28 protein-coding genes are annotated in these 23,249 nt (G+C 59.5%); 10 read left to right on the top strand and 18 right to left on the bottom strand.

What is annotated here, in order from left to right:
- The first annotated feature begins 28 nt into the window (after positions 1-28).
- The 4 genes from KGB29_RS12015 to KGB29_RS12000 all read left to right on the top strand — a co-directional run bounded on the left by KGB29_RS12015 (position 29) and on the right by KGB29_RS12000 (position 5,753).
- Complete coding sequence (locus KGB29_RS12015) at positions 29-2,866, top strand: AMP-binding protein (protein WP_223507711.1); 2,838 nt, start codon at positions 29-31, stop codon at positions 2,864-2,866.
- Between the two features lie 339 nt (positions 2,867-3,205).
- Positions 3,206-3,355, top strand: a complete 150-nt coding sequence (locus KGB29_RS12010; RefSeq protein WP_159390070.1) for a hypothetical protein — start codon at positions 3,206-3,208, stop codon at positions 3,353-3,355.
- Between the two features lie 16 nt (positions 3,356-3,371).
- Positions 3,372-4,919 carry a phospholipase D family protein gene (locus KGB29_RS12005; protein WP_150814095.1) on the top strand — a complete coding sequence of 516 codons (1,548 nt, stop codon included), beginning with the start codon at positions 3,372-3,374 and terminating at the stop codon, positions 4,917-4,919.
- A 228-nt stretch (positions 4,920-5,147) separates the two neighbouring features.
- Positions 5,148-5,753, top strand: a complete 606-nt coding sequence (locus KGB29_RS12000; RefSeq protein ID WP_057714639.1) for a hypothetical protein — start codon at positions 5,148-5,150, stop codon at positions 5,751-5,753.
- A gap of 272 nt (positions 5,754-6,025) precedes the next feature.
- Here the strand turns inward: KGB29_RS12000 and KGB29_RS11995 are convergent, their stop codons facing one another.
- From KGB29_RS11995 to KGB29_RS11985, 3 genes are all read right to left on the bottom strand, one after another.
- Positions 6,026-6,208: a hypothetical protein gene (locus KGB29_RS11995; RefSeq protein WP_057714641.1), complete on the bottom strand. Its 183-nt coding sequence runs from the start codon at positions 6,206-6,208 to the stop codon at positions 6,026-6,028.
- Positions 6,209-6,634: 426 nt separating this feature from the next.
- Positions 6,635-6,829: a hypothetical protein gene (locus tag KGB29_RS11990; protein ID WP_150814096.1), complete on the bottom strand. Its 195-nt coding sequence runs from the start codon at positions 6,827-6,829 to the stop codon at positions 6,635-6,637.
- Positions 6,830-6,922: 93 nt separating this feature from the next.
- Complete coding sequence (locus tag KGB29_RS11985; RefSeq protein WP_150814097.1) at positions 6,923-7,765, bottom strand: NAD(P)H-binding protein; 843 nt, start codon at positions 7,763-7,765, stop codon at positions 6,923-6,925.
- 177 nt (positions 7,766-7,942) lie between these two features.
- On the opposite strand from KGB29_RS11985, the gene KGB29_RS11980 reads away from it, so the two are divergent.
- The gene (locus tag KGB29_RS11980) at positions 7,943-8,608 is read left to right on the top strand and encodes a TetR/AcrR family transcriptional regulator (RefSeq protein ID WP_218543986.1); all 666 of its coding nucleotides are present in this window, start codon (positions 7,943-7,945) and stop codon (positions 8,606-8,608) included.
- A 17-nt stretch (positions 8,609-8,625) separates the two neighbouring features.
- Here the strand turns inward: KGB29_RS11980 and KGB29_RS11975 are convergent, their stop codons facing one another.
- The 7 genes from KGB29_RS11975 to KGB29_RS11945 all read right to left on the bottom strand — a co-directional run bounded on the left by KGB29_RS11975 (position 8,626) and on the right by KGB29_RS11945 (position 13,547).
- Complete coding sequence (locus KGB29_RS11975) at positions 8,626-8,910, bottom strand: hypothetical protein (RefSeq protein ID WP_150814099.1); 285 nt, start codon at positions 8,908-8,910, stop codon at positions 8,626-8,628.
- A gap of 206 nt (positions 8,911-9,116) precedes the next feature.
- Positions 9,117-9,347, bottom strand: a complete 231-nt coding sequence (locus tag KGB29_RS11970) for a hypothetical protein (RefSeq protein WP_057714650.1) — start codon at positions 9,345-9,347, stop codon at positions 9,117-9,119.
- A 130-nt stretch (positions 9,348-9,477) separates the two neighbouring features.
- Positions 9,478-9,699, bottom strand: coding sequence for a hypothetical protein (locus KGB29_RS11965; RefSeq protein WP_150814100.1), 222 nt, complete (start codon positions 9,697-9,699; stop codon positions 9,478-9,480).
- A 126-nt stretch (positions 9,700-9,825) separates the two neighbouring features.
- Entirely contained in the window at positions 9,826-10,905 is a 1,080-nt protein-coding gene (gene modC, locus KGB29_RS11960) for a molybdenum ABC transporter ATP-binding protein (protein WP_150814101.1), read from the bottom strand.
- A 3-nt stretch (positions 10,906-10,908) separates the two neighbouring features.
- Positions 10,909-11,589 carry a molybdate ABC transporter permease subunit gene (gene modB / locus KGB29_RS11955; protein WP_150814102.1) on the bottom strand — a complete coding sequence of 227 codons (681 nt, stop codon included), beginning with the start codon at positions 11,587-11,589 and terminating at the stop codon, positions 10,909-10,911.
- Positions 11,590-12,357, bottom strand: coding sequence for a molybdate ABC transporter substrate-binding protein (modA, locus tag KGB29_RS11950; protein ID WP_150814103.1), 768 nt, complete (start codon positions 12,355-12,357; stop codon positions 11,590-11,592).
- 122 nt (positions 12,358-12,479) lie between these two features.
- Positions 12,480-13,547: an NAD(P)H-dependent flavin oxidoreductase gene (locus tag KGB29_RS11945; protein ID WP_150814104.1), complete on the bottom strand. Its 1,068-nt coding sequence runs from the start codon at positions 13,545-13,547 to the stop codon at positions 12,480-12,482.
- Between the two features lie 154 nt (positions 13,548-13,701).
- Between KGB29_RS11945 and KGB29_RS11940 the strand changes: the two genes are divergently transcribed.
- Positions 13,702-14,685 (top strand): MDR family oxidoreductase, encoded by a 984-nt coding sequence (locus KGB29_RS11940; protein WP_150814105.1) that lies wholly within the window; start codon positions 13,702-13,704, stop codon positions 14,683-14,685.
- Here the strand turns inward: KGB29_RS11940 and ada are convergent, their stop codons facing one another.
- The 5 genes from ada to KGB29_RS11915 all read right to left on the bottom strand — a co-directional run bounded on the left by ada (position 14,686) and on the right by KGB29_RS11915 (position 17,837).
- Positions 14,686-15,750, bottom strand: coding sequence for a bifunctional DNA-binding transcriptional regulator/O6-methylguanine-DNA methyltransferase Ada (gene ada / locus KGB29_RS11935; protein WP_150814106.1), 1,065 nt, complete (start codon positions 15,748-15,750; stop codon positions 14,686-14,688).
- A gap of 87 nt (positions 15,751-15,837) precedes the next feature.
- Positions 15,838-16,518, bottom strand: coding sequence for a DNA oxidative demethylase AlkB (alkB, locus tag KGB29_RS11930; RefSeq protein ID WP_150814107.1), 681 nt, complete (start codon positions 16,516-16,518; stop codon positions 15,838-15,840).
- Entirely contained in the window at positions 16,508-17,212 is a 705-nt protein-coding gene (locus KGB29_RS11925) for a 2OG-Fe(II) oxygenase (protein WP_150814108.1), read from the bottom strand. The genes alkB and KGB29_RS11925 overlap by 11 nt, the downstream gene beginning before the upstream one ends.
- A gap of 117 nt (positions 17,213-17,329) precedes the next feature.
- The gene (locus KGB29_RS11920) at positions 17,330-17,497 is read right to left on the bottom strand and encodes a hypothetical protein (RefSeq protein WP_191624874.1); all 168 of its coding nucleotides are present in this window, start codon (positions 17,495-17,497) and stop codon (positions 17,330-17,332) included.
- 37 nt (positions 17,498-17,534) lie between these two features.
- Positions 17,535-17,837 (bottom strand): DUF1883 domain-containing protein, encoded by a 303-nt coding sequence (locus KGB29_RS11915; RefSeq protein ID WP_007912251.1) that lies wholly within the window; start codon positions 17,835-17,837, stop codon positions 17,535-17,537.
- 201 nt (positions 17,838-18,038) lie between these two features.
- On the opposite strand from KGB29_RS11915, the gene KGB29_RS11910 reads away from it, so the two are divergent.
- Both KGB29_RS11910 and KGB29_RS11905 read left to right on the top strand, forming a co-directional pair.
- Positions 18,039-18,395 carry a hypothetical protein gene (locus tag KGB29_RS11910; RefSeq protein WP_057714660.1) on the top strand — a complete coding sequence of 119 codons (357 nt, stop codon included), beginning with the start codon at positions 18,039-18,041 and terminating at the stop codon, positions 18,393-18,395.
- A gap of 72 nt (positions 18,396-18,467) precedes the next feature.
- Positions 18,468-18,698, top strand: a complete 231-nt coding sequence (locus tag KGB29_RS11905) for a hypothetical protein (RefSeq protein WP_008053025.1) — start codon at positions 18,468-18,470, stop codon at positions 18,696-18,698.
- Between the two features lie 11 nt (positions 18,699-18,709).
- Here the strand turns inward: KGB29_RS11905 and KGB29_RS11900 are convergent, their stop codons facing one another.
- Both KGB29_RS11900 and KGB29_RS11895 read right to left on the bottom strand, forming a co-directional pair.
- Complete coding sequence (locus tag KGB29_RS11900; RefSeq protein WP_057714661.1) at positions 18,710-18,991, bottom strand: hypothetical protein; 282 nt, start codon at positions 18,989-18,991, stop codon at positions 18,710-18,712.
- 137 nt (positions 18,992-19,128) lie between these two features.
- A complete protein-coding gene (locus KGB29_RS11895; protein WP_007985505.1) occupies positions 19,129-19,317 on the bottom strand; it encodes a hypothetical protein in 189 nt (62 codons plus the stop codon).
- Between the two features lie 288 nt (positions 19,318-19,605).
- On the opposite strand from KGB29_RS11895, the gene galU reads away from it, so the two are divergent.
- Both galU and gorA read left to right on the top strand, forming a co-directional pair.
- Complete coding sequence (gene galU / locus KGB29_RS11890; protein ID WP_007975949.1) at positions 19,606-20,445, top strand: UTP--glucose-1-phosphate uridylyltransferase GalU; 840 nt, start codon at positions 19,606-19,608, stop codon at positions 20,443-20,445.
- A gap of 130 nt (positions 20,446-20,575) precedes the next feature.
- The gene (gene gorA, locus KGB29_RS11885; RefSeq protein ID WP_090455468.1) at positions 20,576-21,934 is read left to right on the top strand and encodes a glutathione-disulfide reductase; all 1,359 of its coding nucleotides are present in this window, start codon (positions 20,576-20,578) and stop codon (positions 21,932-21,934) included.
- Here the strand turns inward: gorA and KGB29_RS11880 are convergent.
- Positions 21,931-22,941: a DNA-binding protein gene (locus tag KGB29_RS11880; protein ID WP_150814109.1), complete on the bottom strand. Its 1,011-nt coding sequence runs from the start codon at positions 22,939-22,941 to the stop codon at positions 21,931-21,933. The two genes, gorA and KGB29_RS11880, sit on opposite strands and share 4 nt — an antisense overlap.
- Between the last annotated feature and the right edge of the window lie 308 nt (positions 22,942-23,249).

Here is a 23,249-nt window from a genome sequence, read left to right as displayed (position 1 = left end):
CAGAGTGTTCTGTCATGAGGGGCTGCCGATGCCTCGTCCGCCTCCAGAAACCCGTGCCGTTCCCCGTTGCGATGGGGACGCGGAAAAATTGCTCGAAATTGTCCGGCGTACCGTGGTCGAGCTGCGCCCGCAAGCGGCAGAAGGTTTGCAAGTCACCTTGCACAGCGTGCTGGATCGGGATCTGGGCGTAGACAGCCTGACTCGAGTCGAGCTCTGGTCACGTATCGAGCACGAATTCGGTGTGCGCTTACCGGAAAACCTGTTCGCCTCGGCAGACACCCCCACCGACATACTGCGCGTGCTGCACAGCAGGCATGGCGCCGAGGCCGTACGTCCGTTGCCCTCCAGCGACTCCAGCGAGACCCTGATAGCAACGGGGCAGCCGCCAGACGCCGCGCGGACCTTGATCGAGGTACTGGACTGGCATGTGCGCCAGCAGCCGCAGCATCTCCACGTGCGCCTGCTAGGTGAAAGTGACCAGCAGGAAGATATTAGCTATGGCGCCTTGCACCAGGGTGCCTTGGCCGTTGCCGCAGGGCTGCAACGCAGTGGCTTGCACGCCGGTCAGACCGTGGCCCTGATGCTGCCCACAGGCCGCGACTTTCTCCAGGGCTTTTTCGGCATTCTGTTGGCCGGTGGTGTGCCGGTGCCCATCTACCCACCGCTGCGCCTGTCGCAGATAGAGGATCATCTGCGCCGCCAGGCCGGCATTCTGCGCAACGCCGAGGCCAAAGTGCTGATTACCGTGACGCAAGCGAAGCTGCTCGCCCGGTTGCTACAGCCGCAGGTCCCGAGCCTGACGCGCATTGCCAGCGTGGCCGAGCTGACAGGCGAGGGGGGCGAGTGCATCACACCACCGCGGCAACCGGATGACATCGCCTTCCTGCAGTACACCTCGGGCAGTACTGGCCAGCCCAAGGGTGTGATGGTCAGCCACGCCAATCTGCTGGCCAATCTGCGCGCCATGGGGAGGGCTCTGAAGGTGGGACCGCAAGACGTGTTCGTCAGCTGGCTGCCCATGTACCACGACATGGGATTGATCGGTGCCTGGCTGGGCAGCCTGTACTACGGCTACAGCCTGATGCTGATGTCGCCGCTGGCTTTCCTGGCACGGCCGGCGCGTTGGCTATGGGCCATCGACCGCTTCCGAGGCACGATGTCGGCGGCGCCCAACTTCGCCTACGAGCTGTGTCTGAACAAACTCGCTGACGACGATCTCGAGGGTCTGGACCTGAGCAGTTGGCGCCTGGCCTTCAACGGTGCCGAACCGGTCAGCCCGCAGACCTTGCAGCGCTTCGCCGAACGTTTCGTACGCTACGGCTTGGCCCCTACCGCGTTGGCGCCGGTCTATGGGTTGGCCGAGGCTACGCTGGGCGTGGCCTTTCCTCCCCTGGACCGAGGACCGCTGATCGACCGGGTACAGCGCGACGCGTTCCAGGCCCGTGGCAATGCACTGCCCGTCGAAGCGGATGCCAGCGCAACGCTGCGCTTCGTCTCCAGCGGTCGACCACTGCCGGGCCATCAGATTCGTATTGTCGATGGCAGTGGAATCGAACTGCCCGAACGCAGCGAAGGGCACCTGCAATTTCGCGGGCCGTCTACCTCGGCAGGCTACTACCGCAACCCCGAAGAGACCCGCCGGGTGCTGCGCGATGGCTGGTTCGACTCGCTCGATTTCGCCTACATGGCCGGCGGCGAGGTCTACCTGACCGGCCGCGCCAAGGACTTGATCATCCGTGCCGGGCGCAACATCTACCCCTACGATGTCGAAGCAGCGGTCGGCAATCTGCCCGGGCTGCGCAAAGGCTGCATCGCGGTGTTCGGCAGTCCGGAGCCGGCCACCGGCACCGAGCGCCTGGTGGTGTTGGCGGAAAGCTACGAGAAGGACGCTGCTGCGCGGCAACAGCTGCAGCAGGAGGTCAACCGTATCGTGTTCGACCTCACCGGTGTGGCGCCCGACGATATCGTTCTGGCGCCACCGCATAGCGTACTGAAAACCTCCAGCGGAAAGCTTCGCCGTGCTGCCAGTCGTGAACTGTATGAGCGCGGCGAAGTGGGGCGGCCGCACCTGGCCGTTTGGCGCCAGCTGCTGCGCCTGGTGTTGCAGGCCTTGCGCGGGCATTTCGGTCGCAGTTGGCAGACCTGCCGCGCCGCGTTGTATGCCACTTACATCTGGCTGCTGTTCTGGCTGGTCACACCGCTGACCTGGCTGGTCGTTGCGATCCTGCCGCGCCAGCGTTGGTGTCGCAGCTTTACCCGTACGGCCTCCCGGCTGTTTCTGCGCCTGGCGGGTGTTCCGTTTAGTGTCACGGGACTCGAACGCCTGCCTTCCTCCTCGGTGAGCGTGCTGGCCGCAAACCATGCCAGCTACCTCGATGGTGTCATTCTCAGCGCGGCCCTACCGCCACAGTTCAGCTTCGTTGCCAAGCGCGAATTGGCTGGCCAGTGGATCGCCGGCCGGTTCCTGCGCAAGCTCGGCGCCCGCTTTGTCGAACGCTTCGACCTGCAGCGCAGCGCCGCAGACACCGAGCCCCTGGCCGAGGCGCTGCAGGCTGGCCAGCCCCTGGTGTTCTTTCCCGAGGGAACCTTCACCCGCGAGCCAGGATTGCGAACGTTCCACATGGGCGCCTTCGTACTCGCTGCGCGTGCCGGCGTGCCACTGCTGCCGGTCGCAATCTGCGGCACGCGCAAGGTGCTGCGCGACGGTCAGTGGTACCCGCGCCACGGTGCAATCCACGTCAACGTCTGTCCCCCGCTGTTGGCAGACGGGCCGGACTGGATGGAGGCAATCAAGCTGCGGGATGCGACGATAGCGGTGCTGCTAGAGCACCTGGATGAATCGGAACGAGCCCAGCGCCCAGGTTAGACGACTACTTTGCTGCCGTCGTTTTTCCAGAGTCGTTTATAGAGTGGGCACACGTCAAAATCTAAACTGGATTCTTATCCTCTACTGAACAAGTCTGATATCGACATCCGCTGTGAGCGCCCGCTTTTGGCTGACTGCTGCCTGTCGCGAAGGGCCGAAAACGACTCAGTCACTCCGGTGCCATCATCACCACAAGCATCATCTTGATGAATTCTTCAATCTTATCGATGGCTTCCAGGGCACCGCGTACGTTGTTAGCGACACCGGCTGACCCAAACTGCTCGACCCAGCCCGGCGCTACAGCGGAGGGCGGGCCTGCACCCGGCCCAGGGCGGTTTCATGCTCTGGGCGCAGCTGCTGGAATATTTCGACACACTGCTTGAAACGGGCTTTACTGGAACAAGTCGTGCGGATTATCGAGGGCTGCATGTGCTCGGCAGCCAGTACTGGCTGGATGTTGAGTTCAAAAACTACACCCGTTGTGGTTGAGGAGCAGTCCTTGCCCATGTCCCGGTTTCTCTGCGCCATGCTGTTCGCGCTGCTGCTCGTCGGCTGCGCCACCACGCGCTTGCCTCACGAATTCAGCGAGGCGATACCCGCCAGCGATTCGGCGTTCGGGCGCTCGATCCAGGCTCAGGCCGCCGAGCATGAGGGGCGCTCGGGTTTTCGCTTGCTGCCCAACAGCAGTGAAGCATTCCGGGCGCGCGCCGAGTTGATCCGCAATGCGCAGAAAGCCGTCGATCTGCAGTACTACATCGTGCATAACGGTTTCAGCACTCGGGCGCTGGTACATGAAATGCTGCTGGCAGCAGATCGCGGCGTACGGGTACGCATCTTGCTCGATGACACTGCCAGCGACGGCCAGGAAGAAGTCATCGCTACCCTGGCGGTGCACCCGAACATCCATATCCGCGTCTTCAACCCTTTGCATCTGGGGCGCAGCACCGTGGTCACTCGAACCATGGGCCGCCTGCTTGATCTTTCCCAACAACACCGACGCATGCACAACAAACTGTGGCTGGCCGACAACAGCGCAGCCATCGTCGGCGGACGCAACCTGGGGGATGAATATTTCGACGCCAGGCCCGACCTCAACTTCACCGACATGGACCTGCTGGGCATCGGCCCGGTCGCCGAGCAATTGGGGCACAGCTTCGATCAGTACTGGAACAGCGCCTTGAGCCAGTCGATCAGTGACTTCCAGCTCAACAAGCCAACAGCGCAAGACTTGCTCGAAAGCCGCCAACGCCTGGAGCAATCGCTCCAGACATCACGAATCGAGAGCAAGGCGTTGTACAACCATCTCATGACCTACCAGACTCAACCGCAACTCGAGACCTGGCGCAAGCAGCTGATCTGGGCCCATAGCAAGGCGATGTGGGACGCTCCAAGCAAGGTCCTGGCCAGCGGCGAACCGGCACGCGCGCTATTGATGGCCACACAGCTGCGGCCTGAACTCGATAGCGTCAATAGCGAGCTGATCATGATCTCGGCCTATTTCGTCCCGCAAAAGCCGGGCATGGACTATCTCCTGGGTCGTGCCGATGCCGGCGTTGATGTGCGCCTGCTGACCAACTCACTGGAGGCCACCGATGTGCCGGCGGTGCATGGCGGCTATGCACCGTATCGCAAGACTCTGCTCGAACATGGCGTGAAACTCTATGAGCTGCGGCGCCAGCCGGACGATCCTGGTCGTAGCTCCTCGTTTGGTTTCAGTGGTGGCTCTGACTCCAGCCTGCACACCAAGGCCATGATCCTGGACAGACAGAAAGTGTTCGTTGGCTCGTACAATTTCGACCCGCGTTCAGTGTTCTGGAACACTGAAGTCGGGGTGCTGGTCGATAGTCCCGAACTGGCCGGCTACGTACGCCAGCTGGCGCTTGAGGGCATGGCGCCGGCCCGGAGTTACCAGGCCCGACTGGAAAACGGCGAAATTGTCTGGCTCACCGAGGACGACGACCGCCTGCATACCTTGCGCAAGGAGCCCGGCGGCAAGTGGCGCAGCTTCAAGGCCTGGCTCAGCGACAAGATCGGCCTGGAGAAAATGCTCTAGATCGAAACCCGGAGTACACCCACTGACCTCACGCCCACGTGTGAGCATTCAATCAGAGCGCAGGGCTTGCGTCAGGCCGCCGTGCAATAGGGACTTACAAAGAAGCCTCTCGATAAGGGTGACGCGATCAAGCTGGATGTCTTCTGACGTTTTTGCCTGCACCTGCCTGACTCAGGCGCCTTGCAGTAAACGGAGGGTACCTTATGCCCTTATTTTTGAGGGTAATGAATGAAACAAGGACAGGTTCTGCTGTTGGCTTTGTTGATGCTGTTTTTAACGGGGTGCACGACCACGCCGCCAAAAGACCAAGGCAATCTCTGCAGTATTTACCGTGAGTATCCCGACTGGTATGAGGACTCGCTGCAAATGCAGAGTGAATATGGGACGCCTCTGCATGTGGCCATGGCAATCATGAAGCAGGAAAGCAGTTACGTGGCGGACGCATTGCCGCCTCGTGACTACCTGCTCTGGGTGATCCCCTGGGGGCGAGTCAGTTCGGCCTACGGTTATGCGCAGGCTCAAGACCCGGTGTGGGGTGAGTACAAGGACAATACTGGCAACGGTGGTTCGCGTGACAGCTTTGACGACGCGATCATGTTTATCGGTTGGTACACCACTGGCACCCAACGTCAGCTCGGAATCTCCAAATGGGACACCTACAATCAGTACCTGGCCTATCACGAGGGGCGTGGGGGCTTTAGCCGCAATACCTATCGCAGTAAACCGTGGCTGATGCAGGTTGCCCAGAAAGTGCAAAAGCAGTCAGAGATTTACAACGCTCAACTTAAAGTGTGTCGCCAAGAGTTGGAAGATGATCGTAGCGGGTGGTTTTAACGCATTTACGAAAAAAACCCCGCACCTCCTGGGGGAAGATGCGGGGCAAGGTATTACACATGGTGAGGAAGGTCGGCCTCCTCAAATGCAGACTGGCTGTATTCGAAGCGTCCGTTAAAGGTGTCACCTGTAAACCTCACCTTGGCCAACGCCCCCTCGACGCATATTTAAAGTCGAGGGAGTGGGGCGAGCGAAATCAATAATTATCAAAGACAGATTAATAAATACGGATATGACGTCGTGGATAGCTTCTCGGTGATGGCGTCGCGAGGTCAAGCCTGTTCCAAAAGAAGTCTGGCGGTGCTGATAGGCAAGGGGTGAGGTGCATTGATCCGGCCTTCCAATCTGATCACGAACGCCAAGGCCTCTGCGTAGCTGCGAAACTCAACGCACCACGCGTTCATCCATACATTCCAGCCTTCCGGTTTGCTCGCTTTCTCGATTTTTATCAGCATCCTGGAATCCCTCCATGTGGTGGTTTAGCCTGGTCTCGAACCGGGGAAAACCGAAGTGCGGTGTGTGAATGTTTGTCTGCGTGGCCTGGGTGACGACGCGGGACAAAACAGTAAATCTGCTCAGGAAAGTCAGCCTCTGCAAATGCGGTTTTGATGGCAGTCGAAGCTTTCGTCAAAAACGTCACCTGCGGGCCCTACCATGGCTAACCCTCCTCCTGGCACATTTAAAGCCGATAGAGGGGAGTGTTTGGAAATTAATAATTATCAAAAATGGATTTACGGCGGCGGGGGGATTCAGACGTTGGAACCGTGTTTGCGTTCGATTGGGCATTCTCTAAAGCAAGGGCTTGCAAGCGAAAGCGGATGCAAGCCCTTGTTTTTTTCTATTCCATTATTTCTATCTTGATCGTGATTGCCTGATGCTTTTCAGGACGTCGGGTCTGCCTTGCGGCGATCGCTGCCGGCCGGGTTGCCGGTATCGATCAGCCTTCTTTCCAGCAGTACGTTTTCCAGGGCCTGGCGGTCTGATGGGTTCATCTGATGTTCTCGCTCCTTGAGTTCCAACAGGATCGGGGTCGACCACTGGCGGTAGGTTTGTTCAGCACTACGTTTGAGTGACATGGGTTCCTCCTTGATCAGGCTCCTGCCAATAAAGGCGCCGCACTTCGATACGCCAAAAAACCCTAGTCCACGAAGCCTGTTCCCGCCACTGCTTTACGTCGGACTGCCATTGCCCCAGATGCCCGTAGCGGCAGTGCGCCGTACGTAGTCGCCAAAGTCGCGCGCCGGCCGTCCCAGCGCCCGCTGTACACCATCGGCCACGGGTGTGTTGCGCCCGTCCAGCACAGTCGTGAAGAGATACAACACCAGGTCGATCAACGCCGGAGGAAGCTGTTCCTGTTCCATTGCCTGTCGATAGGCGTCCCGAGGTACGGCCACGAATTCGATCTTGAGACCGGTGGAATGGGCAATCTCGGTCACGGCTTGAGCAAAGGTCAACGCCCGAGGGCCGGTCAGTTCATAGAGCTGGTTGGTGTGTCCGGGTTGGGTCAGTGCCGCGACGGCACACTCGGCGATGTCTTCTGCATCGACAAAGGGCTCGGCGACCTGGCCGACGGGGAGTGCAAGCTCACCTTGCACAATGGGTTCAAGAAAGTGTGCCTCGCTGAAATTCTGGCAGAACCAACTGGCCCGCAGAATCGTCCAGTCAATCCCGCTGTCCTGTACGACACGTTCGGCCTGTTGCGCTTCAACTTCGCCGCGCCCGGATAACAAGACCAGTTTGCGGACGCCGCTTTTCACCGCCAGGTCGGTGAACGCCTGGATGGTTTCAACGGCGCCTGGAACGGCGAGGTCCGGTTGAAAGGAAATGTAGACGCAATGAACGCCATCGATCACGGCGTCCCAGGTCGATCGATCTTCCCAGTCGAAGGGTGGATTGGCATCGCGCGAACCCCGGCGAACGGGCAAGCCTGCAGCCTCGAGCCGTTGTGTGATGCGCCGTCCGGTTTTGCCGGTGGCGCCGAGGACCAGCGTGATGGGTTGGGCCGTTTTCATCGCGTTCATCTCCATCGATTAATGTGAGTGATGCTCATGTTTAAAAGATGATAGATGCTCATGTTTCGCCGTCAACCCATCAGGTCGAATTCCCCGACGTGCGGCATCTGTTGTTGGGCGTAGGGAGTGGCGATGCTAAGGTGAGTACATGTCACGTTTTTGATCGGGAATTCACTTGTGCGCAAAAAAAACTCTGAAACCCTCGAACGGCCTGCTGCAGAAGCGGTTCGACGCAATCCCACGCAACAGCGCAGCCGCGATCGTCAGGAGCGGATTCTGGCCATGGCCACTCAATTGATTGCGGACAAGGGCTGCGATCAACTCAAGATGAGTGAAATCGCCGAGCGCTCCGAGATCTCGATCGGTTCCCTTTATCAGTACTTCCCTGACAAGAGTTCCGTGATCCGTACGCTGGCCGAACGCTATAACGCTGAAAGCCGTCGTTGCATTGCAGATGCAATGGAGGCTGTCGAGGATGCGCGGGGTTTGCGCGCCGCCTATTCGCAGTTGCTCGATCAGTATTACGAGATCGTGATGGCGACACCGGTGATGCGTGACATCTGGTCCGGCATGCAGGCCGACAAGCAGTTGTTGCAGCTGGAACTGGGGGAGAGCCGGGTTGCCGGAGCCCTGCTGGCCCAGGCGATGCTACGCGTGTATCCCGACTGCGACGAGCAACAGGTCGAGGAGTCCGCGTTTTTGATCTGGCACCTGGGCGAGGCGACCATGCGGTTGGCTGTCACTTGTGCACCCGTTGAGGGGCGAGCATTGGTCGAGGCGTTCAAGCGCATGTCCCTGCGCGAGATCATGGAGCCCGCGCGCAGGGACATCGACTCGCCGTGACGGCTACTTCATGCTCCCTAAACGAAGGGTTGGCCGCCAAAGCCACGGGGCAGTCGTTGCAGGCCGGCCATCGCGGTCAGCCGCTCGGTCCAGGCTGAACGCCAGTCATTGGCGGTGTGCACGGCTTTGGCTTTGCGTGCTGCGCGGCGGGTAGCGTTGCGCTCAGCCTTGCGGGCTTCTTTGTAGGCGTCAGTGTTTCGGCAGCTTCGGCATTTCACCCGGTTGAGTTCGCGGGTCGATACGAGGTTGTTGCCGTGGTGACCGCAGGCCAGGTGCCCGCTGACTTTGAAATGAGTGACCATTGGAACGTCTCCTTCGTGACGTGTGAGCGGTTGACTCCACGTGAGCGGGGACGTTCGATTGGTTTTGCGCAACAAAAAATCCCGGTTCCAGGCCGGGTTGTGAGAAGGGATGGAAATCCAGCAGGCAGCCAAGGGTGTGGAGACGTACGGTCACCAATCATGCTGCCCGAACAGGGCCTTTTCCCGCACCGCGAATCCGTGACGGATCATCTGAACCGGGGCAGAGGCCGGTCGACAGGCTTGAGAGACGACAGCGTGTGCCGGATCAGCGGCGTGTCCTTCTCAATGTCATTCAGGCGATCACGAATTCTGAGGGCGGTGGGGTGTCCGCCTTGATGATCGACCCAGTCGGCGATTTCCTTGCAGGCTGCGGCCAGGCGAGCCTGACGGGAGTCCAGCAAGGTGAGCAGGGTGGTGATGGACTCTTTTTCGGACATGGGAGGCACCTCCGTTCAAGAAACCTGGGTGTGGCAACAAAAAGCCCGCCTGGGGCGAGCTTTCTGCCGAAAGGGTTACTGATCCTTCAACTATCTCAGTATAGACCCGTTAAAAAATGGTGACGAGCCGTCAACTTTGTCGGGCTGTCACTTGTGATTGAGCGTTCAACTGACGGCAAACACGCACAGCGTCTTCTTCAGTATCGTAGCCATCTCCGATGAAGCCTTGGGTGCGGGTATCGGCGATGCGGTACCAGACCGCGGCATCCGGTGGCAGGTGGTCATTTTCACCCGCACGGCGACCATGGATGATGATCTTGTTGCAGCGTTTCACGACGAAAATGTCTTCCATGGCGTCTCCGCAGCGGATACGTGTTCAGTTCAACTATAGAAGCCATTGGTGATCGTGCAAAAAACAGGCAGGTCAATTCGTCGATTCAGGCGCTGACCTCGCCCCGGTGCAGTCGTGCCTTCGGATTTACGCCAGCACCGCGACCGCTTTGATTTGTGCCCAGAGTGGCTGGCCGGGATGGATGTTCAGTTGATCACGGGAATAACGCGTGATCCGCGCAAGCAATGGCGTGCCGGCGGCGTCCAGGCGAATCAGCACGTGAGCGGCGTTGTCGGCGCTCATTTCGCTGACCACAGTGACCGGCAGGCGATTGAGAATGCTGCTTTGCCCGGTATTGTCCAGGCTCAGGCTCACATCCCGCGCCTGGACCTTGCAGCGCAGTGCCTGGCCCGCATCCAGTGGCGTATGAGGCACACGGATGTTGAGGGTGGTGTCGGGCAATTGCAGGCTCAGCAATTGATAGTCGGCGTCATAAGCGCTGACGCGACCTTCGATCACCACACCAGCGTCATCCCCCATTGCCAGCGGCAAGTCGAGGCGTGCCAGGGTCTGGCCGATCGGGCCGCTGGCCAGTGCCTTGCCATTGCTGAGCAACACGATATGGTCGGCCAGCCGCGCGACTTCATCCTGGGAGTGGCTGACGTACAGCACCGGGATGTCGAGTTCGTCGTGCAGGCGTTGCAAGTAGGGCAGGATTTCACCTTTGCGTTGGGCATCCAGCGCCGCCAGAGGCTCGTCCATCAACAACAGTTTCGGGCTGGTGAGCAAGGCGCGGGCGATGCCGACGCGCTGTCGCTCACCGCCTGAAAGGTGTTGCGGGTGCCGGTCCAGCAAATGGCTGATGCCCAGCAACTCGGTGGCGTGGGCCATGTCGACCCGACGCTGCGGCTTGGGGATGCGCTTGAGGCCGAATGCCAGGTTGGCCAGCACAGACAGATGAGGAAACAGGCTGGCTTCCTGGAACACGTAGCCCAGCGCGCGCTTGTGCGGTGCGACGAAGATCCGGTTGTCGCTGTCTTGCCAGATTTCATCGTTGACCTGGACAAAGCCTTGATCGGCCCGCTCCAGGCCGGCGATGCAGCGCAGGCAAGTGGTCTTGCCAGAGCCGGAGTGGCCGTAAAGCGCAGTGACGCCACGGCCAGGCACCTGCAGATCGACGTCCAGGGCGAAGCCCGAGTAACGTAGTTTCAGACGCATTTGAATCATCGGTCAGCTCCAGCCCGCTTTGGTTTTACGACTGGAATACAGCGCCAGCAGGACGACAAACGAGAACACCAGCATTGCCCCGGCCAGCCAATGGGCCTGGGCATACTCCATGGCTTCGACGTGATCGTAGATCTGCACCGAGACCACGCGGGTCTTCTCGGGAATATTGCCGCCGATCATCAGCACCACGCCGAACTCGCCGACGGTGTGGGCAAAGCCGAGAATGGCCGCGGTAATGACACCGGGGCGGGCAAGGGGCAGTGTCACGCTGAAAAAGGTATCCCAGGGATTGGCCCGCAAGGTCGCGGCCACTTCGAGCGGGCGCGTGCCAATCGAGGAAAAAGCGTTTTGCAGCGGCTGGACCACAAACGGCATCGAATACAGCACCGAACCGATGACCAGCCCCGCAAAACTGAACGTGAGGGTGCCAAGGCCCAGTGATTGGGTGAGCTGGCCAAGGTACCCGTGAGGGCCGAGGGCCAGCAACAGATAGAAACCAATCACCGTCGGTGGCAGCACCAGGGGCAGGGCGACAATCGCCCCGACCGGACCGCGCAACCAGGAGCGGGTGCGCGACAGCCATAACGCAATCGGAGTGCCGACAATCAGCAGGATGACGGTCGTCAGGGACGCCAGTTTCAGGGTCAGCCAGATGGCGGAAAAATCGGCACTCGATAGCGACATTTAGATTTCGTAACCGTAGGACTTGATGACAGCTGCCGCTTTCGGCCCCTTTAGGTAGTCAACCAGTGCCTTGGCGGCCGGGTTGTCCTTGCCCTTGTTGAGAATCACCGCGTCCTGCTTGATCGGGTCGTGCAGGCTGGCGGGAACGATCCAGGCCGAACCGCTGGTGATCTTGCCGTCCTTGTAGATCTGCGACAGGGCGACAAAACCCAACTCGGCGTTGCCGGTGGAGACGAACTGGTAGGCCTGGCTGATGTTCTGGCCTTCAACGATCTTGTCCTTGACCTTGTCGGTCAAACCTTCCCTGGCCAGTACCTGGGTCGCCGCCAGGCCATAAGGCGCGGCTTTGGGGTTGGCGATGGACAGGTGCTGGTATTCGTTCTTTTTCAGCACATCGCCCTTGGCATCGACGTAGCCTTCCTTGGCCGACCACAGCGCCAGCGTACCGACGGCGTAGGTGAAGCGCGAACCCTTGACGGAGTCGCCTTCGGCTTCAAGCTTTTTCGGGGTGCTGTCGTCTGCCGAGAGGAACACTTCGAACGGCGCGCCGTTTTTGATCTGGGTGTAGAACTGGCCGGTGGCGCCAAAGGAGGCGACCAGTTTATGCCCGGTGTCTTTTTCGAAATCAGCGGCGATGGCCTGGATGGGCGCGGTGAAGTTGGCGGCGACGGCCACCTGGACTTCGTCCGCCTGGGCTGAGCCGAAGGCGAATACGGCGAGAAGGCTCGCCAGGCAGGTCGGGGCAAAACGTGAGGCACGAATGGTCATGAAACGGCTCCGTTAAAGGCAATTGCAGCAGGTTAATCGTTATGTACAAAAATATATAGCGAATTGCCTTTGAACGGAATGTGTTACCGCAAAATTGTATACAATTTTGATGGGAGTGAAGCTCAGGGACGACCCAGCAGTCTCGCTAATCCTTCTTCAGCCAGCTTTCTAGTCAGTGCCTCGGTGGTCAATTCGACCCCGAGGGTAAATGCCTGGCCGGCCCACAGGTTGCTGAAGTCCGCTTCACCTTTGGCCCGCAACGGCATCAACGCGCCACCGGCAAGGGGGAAGGTCGGGGCCTTGGCGCTCATGGGCCCCAGCTCACGCATCACCCGATTGAGGATGCCCCGGGCCGGGCGGCCGGTGAACACGTTGGTGACGGCCGTCTCGCTTTCCCGGGCGGTGCGCAAGGCTTTGTGATGGGAAGGGCTGACCTTGGCCTCTGGCGTGAACAGGTACGCCGTACCCACCTGCACCGCCGAAGCACCGAGCATGAAGGCCGCGGCGACGCCTCGTGCGTCAGCGATGCCGCCAGCGGCAATCACCGGCACCTTCACCGCATCGACGACTTGGGGCACCAAGGCAAAAGTCCCCACCTGACTGCTCAGGTCATCGCTGAGAAACATTCCGCGATGGCCCCCGGCTTCGTAGCCCATGGCAATGATTGCATCACAACCATGCTGTTCCAGCCACACGGCTTCTGCGACGGTGGTGGCCGAGGACAGCACCTTCGCGCCGGTGGCCTTGACCCGGTCGAGCAGGGATTTTTCCGGCAGGCCAAAGTGAAAGCTCACCACTTCAGGGCGAAACGCTTCGATCACTTCGCAGGCCGCGTTATCGAACGGCGCCCGGTTGGACACCGGTGTCGGCGCATCGAAGTCGGCGCCGAGTTCCTGGTAGTAAGGTTGCAGCAGGTTTTTCCAGTCCTGCGCGCGTTGCTCATCCGGAGCCGGTGGCTGATGACAGAAGAAGTTGACGTTGATCGGGCGCCGGGTGTGTTGGCGGATGGTTTTGAGCTCTTCGCGCAGTTGATCCGTGCTGAGCATCGCCGCTGGCATCGAGCCCAGGCCGCCGGCATTGCAGGTTGCAATCACCATGGAAGAGTTTGTGGCACCGGCCATCGGCCCCTGAATGATCGGCAGTTCGATCCCGAGCAGGTCAAGAATGCGGGTATCTGGCCATTGGTTCATGTGCTGTGGTCTCCGACGTTGAATCCGGGTAGGGGCGGTAGAACAGGATTTGTAACGCAACGACTGGCGCAAGGCCAGTCGTCATTTCAGCGGGTGAGGCTTATGTGTTATTTCAATTGCACCACCCACAGACTGATTCCATTGAGAGGCCGTAATGTTCAAAGGCATTTTGATCGACAAAGACGACAGCGGTTACCGGGCCACACTGCAAGAGATCCAGGACGCTCAGTTACCCGAGGGCGACGTCACGGTGCGTGTGGCCTACAGCACGCTGAACTTCAAGGATGGCCTGGCGATTACCGGCAGCAGTCCGGTGGTGCGCAAATTCCCGATGGTGCCGGGCATCGACCTGGCCGGTGTCGTCGAAGTCAGCGGGCATCCGTCCTACAAGGTCGGTGACCAGGTCCTGCTCAATGGCTGGGGCGTGGGTGAAGGGCATTGGGGTGGATTGGCGCAGAAGGCTCGCGTGAACGGTGACTGGCTGATACCGCTACCCAAGGCGTTTACCGCGGCCCAGGCGATGGCCATCGGTACGGCGGGCTACACGGCCATGCTGTGCATCCTGGCACTGGAGCACAACGGCGTGACGCCCAGGCAGGGCGACATTCTGGTGACTGGCGCCAACGGTGGCGTCGGCAGTTTTGCCATCGCCTTGCTGAGCAGGCTCGGCTACCGGGTGGTCGCGTCCACCGGACGGACCTCGGAGCACGACTACCTGAAGCAACTGGGCGCCAGCGAAATCATCGATCGCGCCACCTTGTCCGCGCCGGGCAAGCCGTTGGCCAAGGAGCGCTGGGCGGCGGTCATTGATTCAGTCGGTAGCCACACCCTGGCCAACGCGTGCGCCAGCACCCAGGCCAATGGCACCGTCGCGGCCTGCGGTCTGGCCCAGGGCATGGACTTTCCGGCGTCCGTTGCGCCGTTCATCTTGCGCGGCGTGACTCTGGTCGGCATCAACAGCGTGACCCAGCCCAAAGCCAAACGTGTGGAGGCCTGGAATCGCCTGGCCCGGGATCTGGACTTCCACCTGTTGCCGCTGATCAGTCACGAAATCGGCTTGAGCGAAGCCATCGAAGCCGCGCCACGCTTGCTTGCCGGGCAGTTGCGCGGGCGCGTGGTGGTGGATGTGAATCGCTGATCACTGCGACTCGCGCTCCAGCAACTGCCGTTTGCGCTCGACACCCCAGCGATAGCCCGACAGATTGCCATCGCTACGCACCACGCGATGGCAAGGGATCGCCACGGCCAGGCTGTTCGCGCCACAGGCCTGGGCCACGGCGCGAACGGCTTTTGGTTGACCGATGCGTTGGGCGACATCGGCATAGCTGGCGGTGCTGCCCACGGGAATCTCCCTCAGCGCTTGCCAGACACGCTCCTGAAACGCCGTGCCGCGTACGTCCAGCGGCAAATCAAGGCCAATGGCCGGCGCCTCGATAAAGCCGACGACCCGGGCAATCAATTGTTCGAACTCATGATCGGCACCGATCAGGTTGGCGCGGCGGAACTTGTCTTGCAGATCACAGACCAGTTGGTGCGGATCATCGCCCAGCAGGATCGCACAGACCCCGCGCTCACTCTGCGCCACCAGAATCGCGCCCAGCGAACACTGGCCGACGGCAAAACGAATGTCGTTGTTTTGACCGGCCGCGCGGTAGTCCCCGGGTTTCATTCCCAGCAGTTGGTCTGCCGCTTCATAAAACCGGCTGTTGGAGTTGAAGCCGGCGTCATACAGGGCATCGGTCACCGAGCCGCCGTGCGCCAGTCGCTCGCGTACCTTGCGTGAACGATGGGCATCGGCGTAGCCCTTGGGCGTCAGGCCGGTGACGGCTTTGAACACGCGATGGAAGTGGAAGCTGCTCAGGCCCGCCGCCTCGGCCAATTCGCCCAGGGCGGGCAGCGTTTGCGCGCTTTCGATCTGGCGGCACGCGGCGGCCACGGTTGTGGCATGTTGCGCGGCGAGTTCGCTCTGATCCTTCGTCGCGCGTTTGCTCGGGCGATAACCCGCGGCCCGGGCCTGTTCGGCGCTATCGAAGAATTCGACATTGTGTGGCTTGGGCAAGCGCGCGAGGCTGCTGGGGTTGCAGTAGATGCCTGTGGTCTTCACGGCATAGACAAACTGCCCGTCAGCCTTGGGATCGCGCGCAACCACGGCGGCCCAACGCGGATCGTTTTCAGTGGCGATTTTGGTCGATCGGGTTGTCATGGCGTCACGTCCATTGAGGGGTTGCCTGCACATTAACCGTGGGGCGGTTGCCACACACTCCGGCGCTTGCGGTCAAATTCGAAGGCTTTATCCGGCGGTACGGAAGGTGAAGTTGATGCGTTGCTCGCCCAGTTTCGGATGATGACCGTCCTTGATCGGCAACACGCCGTGATAACGCAGGCGATCTACGCCACCCCAGACCACGATGTCGCCATGGAGCAGGGGAACGCGCTGACTTTTGTCGCTGCGCGCAAAACCGCCGAACAGGAACATCGCCGGCAAACCCAGGGATACCGAAACGATGGGGGCGGCGTAGGAATGTTCGTCCTTATCCTGATGCAATGACATTTTTGCCCCGGGGATATAACGGTTGATCAGGCAGGAATCCGGCGCAAAACCGGTGAACCCTGCTGCCTGCGCCGCCGCTTGTGCCAGTTGGAAAAACACCTCGGGCATCATTGGCCAGGGCTTTGCGGTGTCTGGATCGAGGCGGGTGTACCGATAACCGCTGCGGTCAGTGGTCCAGCCGAATTGGCCACAACTGCTCAGGGCGACCGACATGGTGAAACCGCCGGGTGTGACCATCTGCCGAAACGGCGCGGCCGCCAGCACTTCTTCCAGGGCAGGCAGCAAACGCTCCAGCCAGGGCAGGGCGAAGCCTCTGAGCACGTAGGACTGTTCGCCGATCTGCTCGCGCCTGGGCTGTTGCTCGGGTTCTGCATCGGCAAACAGATCGAAAGTCTGCGGATTCATGGGTTCATGACGCATCGTGGAAGATGATTCCAAGGGTATGCCGTTTGCCGCTGTGCAGGCGACTCACGCCGTGACGCAGGGTAACGCGGTAGTAACCGCGAGTGCCTTTGACCGGACGCTGGTTGACCGCAAAGATCAACCCGTCACCTTTCTTCAGGCCGATGACCATCGGGCGTGACTGCATTCGCGGGCGCTGTTCAGTCAGGACAAATTCGCCGCCGGTGAAGTCTTGATCCGGGTCTGACAGCAGGATCGCCACTTGCAGCGGGAAAACGTGCTCACCGTACAGATCCTGATGCAAGCAGTTGTAGTCCTGCGGACCATATTGCAGCAACAAGGGTGTCGGACGGTTCTGACCAGCGGCATGGCAACGTTCGAGGAAGGCTGGAAGGGTTTCAGGAAAACGCTCCGGCAAGCCCATCTGTTCATGCCAGCGATTGGCGATGGGCACCAGTCGTGGGTAGAGCGCGCTGCGCAAGCGGGCCACAAGTTGCGGCAACGGGTAGTTGAAATACTTGTACTCGCCTCGGCCGAACCCGTGGCGAGCCATCACCACGTGGGAGCGAAACAGTTCGGTGCGAGGGTACCAGGCGCTGACCTGCCCGCAAGCCTTGTGACTCAGCAGTGACGGGATGACGGCGCAGCCGTCCTGATCAAGTTGCTGCTCCAGCCGGGGCCAGTCCAGCCTGTCCAGATATTGCTCGCTCATTGCCGGGCCTCTTGTTATGGAGGTGGTCAGTCTGCAAGGCAAAAATAAAGCTGGCACTCCGCTGCTTGCGGTCGAACTGCGAGCGGGAGCCGACGTCCATTGTCGCTCCGGATCGTGTTACAGCGCTTTGCTGACGCTGATTTCGCTGATGACGTCGTCCTGTCCATGAATGGCATCCAGCGCCGCCTTGGCTTCTTCCGGGGTGCCGTTTTCAAGCTGGGCAAACTCGAAGCGGCGCTCACCGTTGAGTTTGTATTTGATGACGTACTTGGTCGTTTGGGCCACGGTTGTATCTGCCTGTCTTGTGTTTCGGGTTCGCTGATCAGCTCAGTTTCGTGCTGGAGCGGCGAATGATTTTGATCGAGTGCGTCAGGGTGGGTTTGCGCGTCACGCTGATAGCGCGGCGGTTGACGGTGTCGATCGTGATGTTCCAGAAACCGGTGCTCGGGGCTGTGATGCGGGCCGGAAATGTGTCGAATGCACCGCCGTGATAGGTGTGACGACCGCCATTCTTGAAGCTGCGGAAGTTGGCGTCGTTCATCAAGCGGATGTTGCACATTTGGGAGCATTGAATGACGACGATGTCGTCTTCATTGAGGTGCTCGCGCTGATGGATAAATTTCATGAGGCGCCTCCAGAAGGGCTTTTTCTACAAAATCAAAACGATAGCATGGGCGATTGGCGCAGTTTATCAGCCCGAAGGCCTTATTATCCGGCCGCTTCTACAATTAAAAACGCTTATTTCACATTTGATGAGCGATAAAGCAGTTTGTCTCGGAGAAAAATCGCAGTTGCGCTGTCCGAGGGTCTTTAACGGAGGTTTGGTATGAAGTGGGGTTTGTGGTTGTTGCCGATGGCATTGACGATCAGTGGTTGCGCGAACGTCTCGGACATCAACGAGTCCTTGCCGACGATGAACGTGATTTCTGGCAAGAAGCCCCATGAATACGCGCAATGCCTGAGCGAAAAACTGGCCGATAGCCGAGGCGCCTTGCAGATCCAGTCGCACAAGGATGGCTTGCGCGTGATCGTGCCGCTCAAGTTTTCCGTGGGGCCGTCTGCCGTGTTTGACATCGAAGAACGCTCCGGCGGCAGCAGCATCAAGCTGCACGAGAGCATGTCCAATGTCCCGGTGCGGCCAAAGGATGTACAGAAGGCTGCCAACGAGTGCATTTCCGGCTGATAGACTATCGACCATCAGCACCGATGCCGCCAAAGCCCTGCTTTGGCGGCATCGTTATTTCTGGAGTCGAAAATGAAGCGAGAGCAGGTCCGGGAGCGGCATGCAGAGGGTTTAATCTCTGCCACCCATGTGATTCAGAATCCGGCGGAGCTGGGGGAATGGATCGTGTTTTTCAAGAAAAGCGCCGGGCGCAGCTATTTCCTGGTGGATGACAATGATGAAGTCGAGTCCTTCAGCCGCCTTGATGATCTGATCGATACCGTGCGCGGGCTTGGAATCAAATTCGCCGAAATCCATATGTAGGGCGCGGCGGGTTACCTGCAGATCACCACGACGTTGCGGCTCTTGTAGTTACCGACGTCGGCGCCGAGAGTCTTTTCGCTCTCCTTGAGCGAGGGGGTACCATCGGTTCCGACAATCTTGTAGCCGGTGCCCGCGCAGGACGCATCGGCCTTTTCGTAGCACGCAGCCCAGGAGTTGGCTTCACCGGAGCAGTCAATCGATAGACCCTGCTCTCCGTTAGCCAGGTAGGTTTGTTCCGACGTTGCGCAGCCGCTCAGGGCCAATACCGTCAGCAAAGGCAAAACTTTATTCATGGCTTGATCATCGTCAGGGGGGTGGGCTAAGGCTGAGACAGCGCCGGATTCAAAAGGTTATAGCCAAAGGCCACTTCTTTTTCAGTATTCATAAAAAAGCCCTGCGCTATGCCAGGGCTTTTCGCATCGGGCGTCGATCAGCTCTTGTCCTTGCCGCGTCGCTTGGGTTCCGGGTGCTCAAGCTCCAGCACCGAGGCCACTTCGATTGCCAGGGCTTCGGAAGGGAAAGGCCCGGCGATATTTTCACCGGCGACACTGGCCACCCACCATTGGCCGTCTTTCTCCTGATTGATCAGGAATCCGTTGACGCTTTTTACTGCCGACATCTACTTGCCTCGTTGTCTGGTTCAATCGCGCCATGATACCGCCAAACGCACGCAGCAGGTGCCATTGGGGGGATGGCGGGATGTCAGTTGCGGTAGAAAGCGTGCAATTGTGCGAATCTCTGCTATGCATAAGAGTTTGTCCGGTAACCTGCACACCCGCGCAGGGAACTATCGGCAAGAATATTTCTCTATGTTGGCATCGGTTAGCCAGCGCGGGGCATTGTAAGGTACACGCCGCCTGATTAGACTGCGCCGAAACTCGTACACACAGCCGTTACAAGGACTTATATGATCAAGAAATGCTTGTTCCCAGCAGCCGGTTACGGTACTCGCTTCCTGCCAGCGACTAAAGCCATGCCCAAGGAAATGCTGCCGGTGGTAAACAAGCCACTGATCCAGTACGGCGTCGAAGAGGCACTGGATGCCGGCTTGAACGAGATCTCCATCGTCACCGGTCGCGGCAAGCGCGCCCTGGAAGACCATTTCGACATCAGCTACGAGCTGGAAAACCAGATCAAAGGCACCGACAAGGAGAAATACCTGGTCGGCATCCGCCGCCTGTTGGATGAGTGCTCGTTCTCCTACACCCGTCAGACCGAAATGAAAGGTCTGGGCCACGCGATCCTGACCGGTCGCCCACTGATCGGTGACGAGCCGTTCGCCGTGGTGTTGGCGGATGACCTGTGCGTCAACCTGGAAGGTGACGGCGTACTGAAGCAGATGGTCAAGCTGTACAAGCAGTATCGCTGCACCATCGTCGCGATCATGGAAGTAGACCCGCAAGAAACCAGCAAATACGGTGTGATTGCAGGCGACCTGATCGGTGACGACCTGTACCGCGTGCGCAACATGGTCGAGAAGCCAAAACCGGAAGATGCCCCGTCGAACCTGGCGATCATCGGTCGTTACATCATGACGCCGGACATCTTCAGCCTGATCGAACAAACCGAGCCAGGCAAAGGCGGCGAGATCCAGATCACTGACGCCCTGATGAAACAGGCGCAGGATGGTTGCGTGATTGCCTACAAGTTCAAGGGCAAGCGTTTCGACTGCGGCGGCGCCGAAGGCTACATCGACGCGACCAACTTCTGCTTCGAGAACTTCTACAAGACGGGCAAGGCGTACTGATCGCTTTCGACCTGACTGTATTGAAAAGCCACCTTCGGGTGGCTTTTTCATTTTCAGGCCCCATATCGACTGCAGCGCTTGCCCAACAAATGTCTGCGGGTATGCTGGTCACCTGCCGAGGAGATTGAAAATGGCCTACGATTTTGACCTATATGTGATTGGCGCCGGTTCCGGCGGTGTGCGGGCTGCGCGGTTTGCCGCCGGGTTCGGTGCGAAAGTGGCCGTGGCCGAAAGCCGCTACCTGGGCGGGACCTGTGTGAACGTCGGCTGCGTGCCGAAAAAGTTGCTGGTCTACGGTGCGCACTTTGCCGAAGACTTCGAGCAGGCTTCCGGTTTTGGCTGGGGCCTGGATGAGGCGCAGTTCGACTGGCCGACGTTGATCGCCAACAAGGACCGCGAGATCAATCGCCTCAATGGCATTTATCGCAACCTGCTGGTCAACAGCGGCGTGACCTTGCATGAAGGTCACGCGAAGATCGTCGATCCGCATCAGGTCGAGATCAATGGTGAGCGTTTTACCGCCAGGAACATCCTGATCGCCACCGGCGGCTGGCCGCAGATTCCGGAGATTCCGGGGCATGAGCATGCCATCAGTTCCAACCAGGCGTTCTTCCTCAAAGAGCTGCCCAAGCGGGTGCTGGTGGTGGGCGGTGGCTACATTGCGGTCGAGTTCGCCGGGATCTTCCATGGTTTGGGTGCCAAGACCACGCTGCTGTATCGCGGCGAACTGTTCCTGCGCGGCTTCGATGGTTCCGTGCGCAAGCATTTGCAGGAAGAGTTGACCAAGCGCGGCATGGACCTGCAGTTCAACGCGGACATCGAGCGCATCGACAAGCTGGCCGATGGCAGCCTGAAAGTCACGCTCAAGGATGGTCGCCAGCTGGAAGCCGATTGCGTGTTCTACGCCACGGGTCGTCGTCCGATGCTGGACAATCTGGGGCTGGAAAACACCGGGGTCAAACTCGACAGGAAAGGCTTTGTCGAAGTCGATGAGCTGTATCAAACCGCCGAGCCGTCGATCCTGGCGCTGGGCGATGTGATCGGTCGTGTTCAGCTGACGCCGGTGGCCCTGGCTGAAGGCATGGCGGTGGCGCGACGCCTGTTCAAGCCAGAGCAGTATCGTCCGGTGGATTACAAGATGATCCCGACGGCGGTGTTCAGCCTGCCGAACATCGGCACCGTCGGTTTGACTGAGGAAGAAGCTCGCGAAGCCGGTCACGAGGTGCAGATCTTCGAAAGCCGCTTCCGGCCGATGAAGCTGACCCTGACCGAATGCCAGGAGCGCACGCTGATGAAACTGGTGGTGGACGCCAACACCGACAAGGTCCTGGGTTGCCACATGGTCGGCCCGGAAGCCGGTGAAATCGTCCAGGGCCTGGCGATTGCCTTGAAGGCCGGCGCCACCAAGCGCGACTTCGACGAAACCATCGGGGTGCACCCGACGGCCGCCGAAGAGTTCGTCACCATGCGTACGCCGGTCGCCGGTTAAGCGTCCTTCGCTGCGTCTGCCGCTGCCGCAAGGGTCGCGGCCAGACGTACGCGTTCTTCCAGATCCGCCCGGGTCTTGGCCAGATCCATTTCCAGTGACCTGTTGAGCTGCGACTGCTCGTCGACGTTCTGCTTGAGTGCCTGGCTTTCCAGCAGAGCGACGCGCAGGCGTTCCTGGAGGAGGGTGCGCTCACCGTCGACGCGGGTGGCCTGTTCCAGCAACTGATCCTGACGGGTATTGCTTTGCTTGAGCTGTTCTTGAAGCAGGCTCAGTTCGCGCAGCGTGCCGCGGTTTTCAGTCAGCAAGCGTTCGTTGTCGCGGTGCAGCTGGGTGATTTCATCCTGGCGTACCAGTGCGCTTTGTTGCGCCTGACGCAGTTCCATCTGTATCTGTTGCACCTGGCCTTCGTGGCGACTCATTTCCTGTTCGCGCTGTTCCTTGACCGCATTGCGGTAGTGCTCCAGTGCGTCGCGAGTGTGCAGGTGTTTTTCTTCAAGGGAGCGGATCTGCTCGTCCTTGTCCTTCAAACGCAATTCGAAATCGGCCAGCGCCTGATTCAACCCGGCGTTGCGGGTTTGCTCCGTTTGCAGCATGGCTCGGGTTTCTTGCAGGGCCTCGGATTCCTGAGTCAGCGCCAGGCTTTGAAACTCGTATTGCTGGTGCAGTTCGCTGTTGTCCTCTTGCGCTTCGCCGAGCTGGTTTTCCAGCGCCTTGCGTTGTTCTTCGTACTGCGCGCGTGCCTGGTCGATGGGCTCTTGCGCCTGCTCCTTGAGTCTTTGCGCGAGCCGTGCCACCAGCGCCATCAGTTCGTCGTCGATCGGTTCTGTGGGTGCCTCGACAGGTTCGACCCGGTCATCGAGCTCCTTGAGGTAGCGATGAATCGTGGTTTTCGAGCCGGTATTGCCCATTTCGATGCGTACGGCATCGATGCTGGGGTTTTCGCCGCGGGCGAGGATCGCCAACCGAGCGGCTTGAACCACCGCTTTATTTACACCGCCGCGTGCCATGAGATCTCCCGGGTTTTGATAATGTGGTACGTACCACGTAAATACACATTGTACCATTCAATGTAAAAAGTTAAATGCTGAATGTGATTAACACGGGATATACTGGTATTACCCCGTGTGATCGAAGTTTCTAGGTATTCCTCGCACTGTTTCCGTACGCCAACCCTTGTAGGAGCGAGCTTGAACTGGCCTAATAATTCCGGACACCTCTTAAGGGCGATATGATTTCGCCAACTTGGAGGTTCCATGAACGAAAGAAAGGTCTATACCCGCGAGTTCAAGCTGCATGCTGCCAGCATGGTGCTTGA

It is taken from the genome of Pseudomonas sp. BF-B-30 (assembly GCF_019956305.1).
Taxonomy (GTDB): domain Bacteria; phylum Pseudomonadota; class Gammaproteobacteria; order Pseudomonadales; family Pseudomonadaceae; genus Aquipseudomonas; species Aquipseudomonas jessenii.
The sequence above is the reverse complement of the archived record's forward strand: the minus strand, read 5'-3'. Positions and strand labels throughout refer to the sequence as shown.

Excerpts from the sequence above, each read along its gene's own strand:
- KGB29_RS11990 (WP_150814096.1), bottom strand. The coding sequence starts at position 6,829 with ATGTCACTCAAACGTAGTGCTGAACAAACCTACCGCCAGTGGTCGACC.
- KGB29_RS11975 (WP_150814099.1), bottom strand. The coding sequence starts at position 8,910 with ATGGTCACTCATTTCAAAGTCAGCGGGCACCTGGCCTGCGGTCACCAC.
- ada (WP_150814106.1), bottom strand. The coding sequence starts at position 15,750 with ATGACAACCCGATCGACCAAAATCGCCACTGAAAACGATCCGCGTTGG.
- KGB29_RS11940 (WP_150814105.1), top strand. The coding sequence starts at position 13,702 with ATGTTCAAAGGCATTTTGATCGACAAAGACGACAGCGGTTACCGGGCC.
- KGB29_RS11895 (WP_007985505.1), bottom strand. The coding sequence starts at position 19,317 with ATGTCGGCAGTAAAAAGCGTCAACGGATTCCTGATCAATCAGGAGAAA.
- KGB29_RS11995 (WP_057714641.1), bottom strand. The coding sequence starts at position 6,208 with ATGCTGATAAAAATCGAGAAAGCGAGCAAACCGGAAGGCTGGAATGTA.
- KGB29_RS12005 (WP_150814095.1), top strand. The coding sequence starts at position 3,372 with ATGTCCCGGTTTCTCTGCGCCATGCTGTTCGCGCTGCTGCTCGTCGGC.
- KGB29_RS11970 (WP_057714650.1), bottom strand. The coding sequence starts at position 9,347 with ATGTCCGAAAAAGAGTCCATCACCACCCTGCTCACCTTGCTGGACTCC.
- modB (WP_150814102.1), bottom strand. The coding sequence starts at position 11,589 with ATGTCGCTATCGAGTGCCGATTTTTCCGCCATCTGGCTGACCCTGAAA.
- KGB29_RS12000 (WP_057714639.1), top strand. The coding sequence starts at position 5,148 with ATGAAACAAGGACAGGTTCTGCTGTTGGCTTTGTTGATGCTGTTTTTA.
- KGB29_RS11910 (WP_057714660.1), top strand. The coding sequence starts at position 18,039 with ATGAAGTGGGGTTTGTGGTTGTTGCCGATGGCATTGACGATCAGTGGT.
- modC (WP_150814101.1), bottom strand. The coding sequence starts at position 10,905 with ATGATTCAAATGCGTCTGAAACTACGTTACTCGGGCTTCGCCCTGGAC.
- KGB29_RS11905 (WP_008053025.1), top strand. The coding sequence starts at position 18,468 with ATGAAGCGAGAGCAGGTCCGGGAGCGGCATGCAGAGGGTTTAATCTCT.
- galU (WP_007975949.1), top strand. The coding sequence starts at position 19,606 with ATGATCAAGAAATGCTTGTTCCCAGCAGCCGGTTACGGTACTCGCTTC.
- KGB29_RS11900 (WP_057714661.1), bottom strand. The coding sequence starts at position 18,991 with ATGAATAAAGTTTTGCCTTTGCTGACGGTATTGGCCCTGAGCGGCTGC.
- KGB29_RS11915 (WP_007912251.1), bottom strand. The coding sequence starts at position 17,837 with ATGAAATTTATCCATCAGCGCGAGCACCTCAATGAAGACGACATCGTC.
- KGB29_RS11985 (WP_150814097.1), bottom strand. The coding sequence starts at position 7,765 with ATGAAAACGGCCCAACCCATCACGCTGGTCCTCGGCGCCACCGGCAAA.
- alkB (WP_150814107.1), bottom strand. The coding sequence starts at position 16,518 with ATGCGTCATGAACCCATGAATCCGCAGACTTTCGATCTGTTTGCCGAT.
- gorA (WP_090455468.1), top strand. The coding sequence starts at position 20,576 with ATGGCCTACGATTTTGACCTATATGTGATTGGCGCCGGTTCCGGCGGT.
- KGB29_RS11945 (WP_150814104.1), bottom strand. The coding sequence starts at position 13,547 with ATGAACCAATGGCCAGATACCCGCATTCTTGACCTGCTCGGGATCGAA.
- modA (WP_150814103.1), bottom strand. The coding sequence starts at position 12,357 with ATGACCATTCGTGCCTCACGTTTTGCCCCGACCTGCCTGGCGAGCCTT.
- KGB29_RS12010 (WP_159390070.1), top strand. The coding sequence starts at position 3,206 with ATGCTCTGGGCGCAGCTGCTGGAATATTTCGACACACTGCTTGAAACG.
- KGB29_RS12015 (WP_223507711.1), top strand. The coding sequence starts at position 29 with ATGCCTCGTCCGCCTCCAGAAACCCGTGCCGTTCCCCGTTGCGATGGG.
- KGB29_RS11925 (WP_150814108.1), bottom strand. The coding sequence starts at position 17,212 with ATGAGCGAGCAATATCTGGACAGGCTGGACTGGCCCCGGCTGGAGCAG.
- KGB29_RS11880 (WP_150814109.1), bottom strand. The coding sequence starts at position 22,941 with ATGGCACGCGGCGGTGTAAATAAAGCGGTGGTTCAAGCCGCTCGGTTG.
- KGB29_RS11965 (WP_150814100.1), bottom strand. The coding sequence starts at position 9,699 with ATGGAAGACATTTTCGTCGTGAAACGCTGCAACAAGATCATCATCCAT.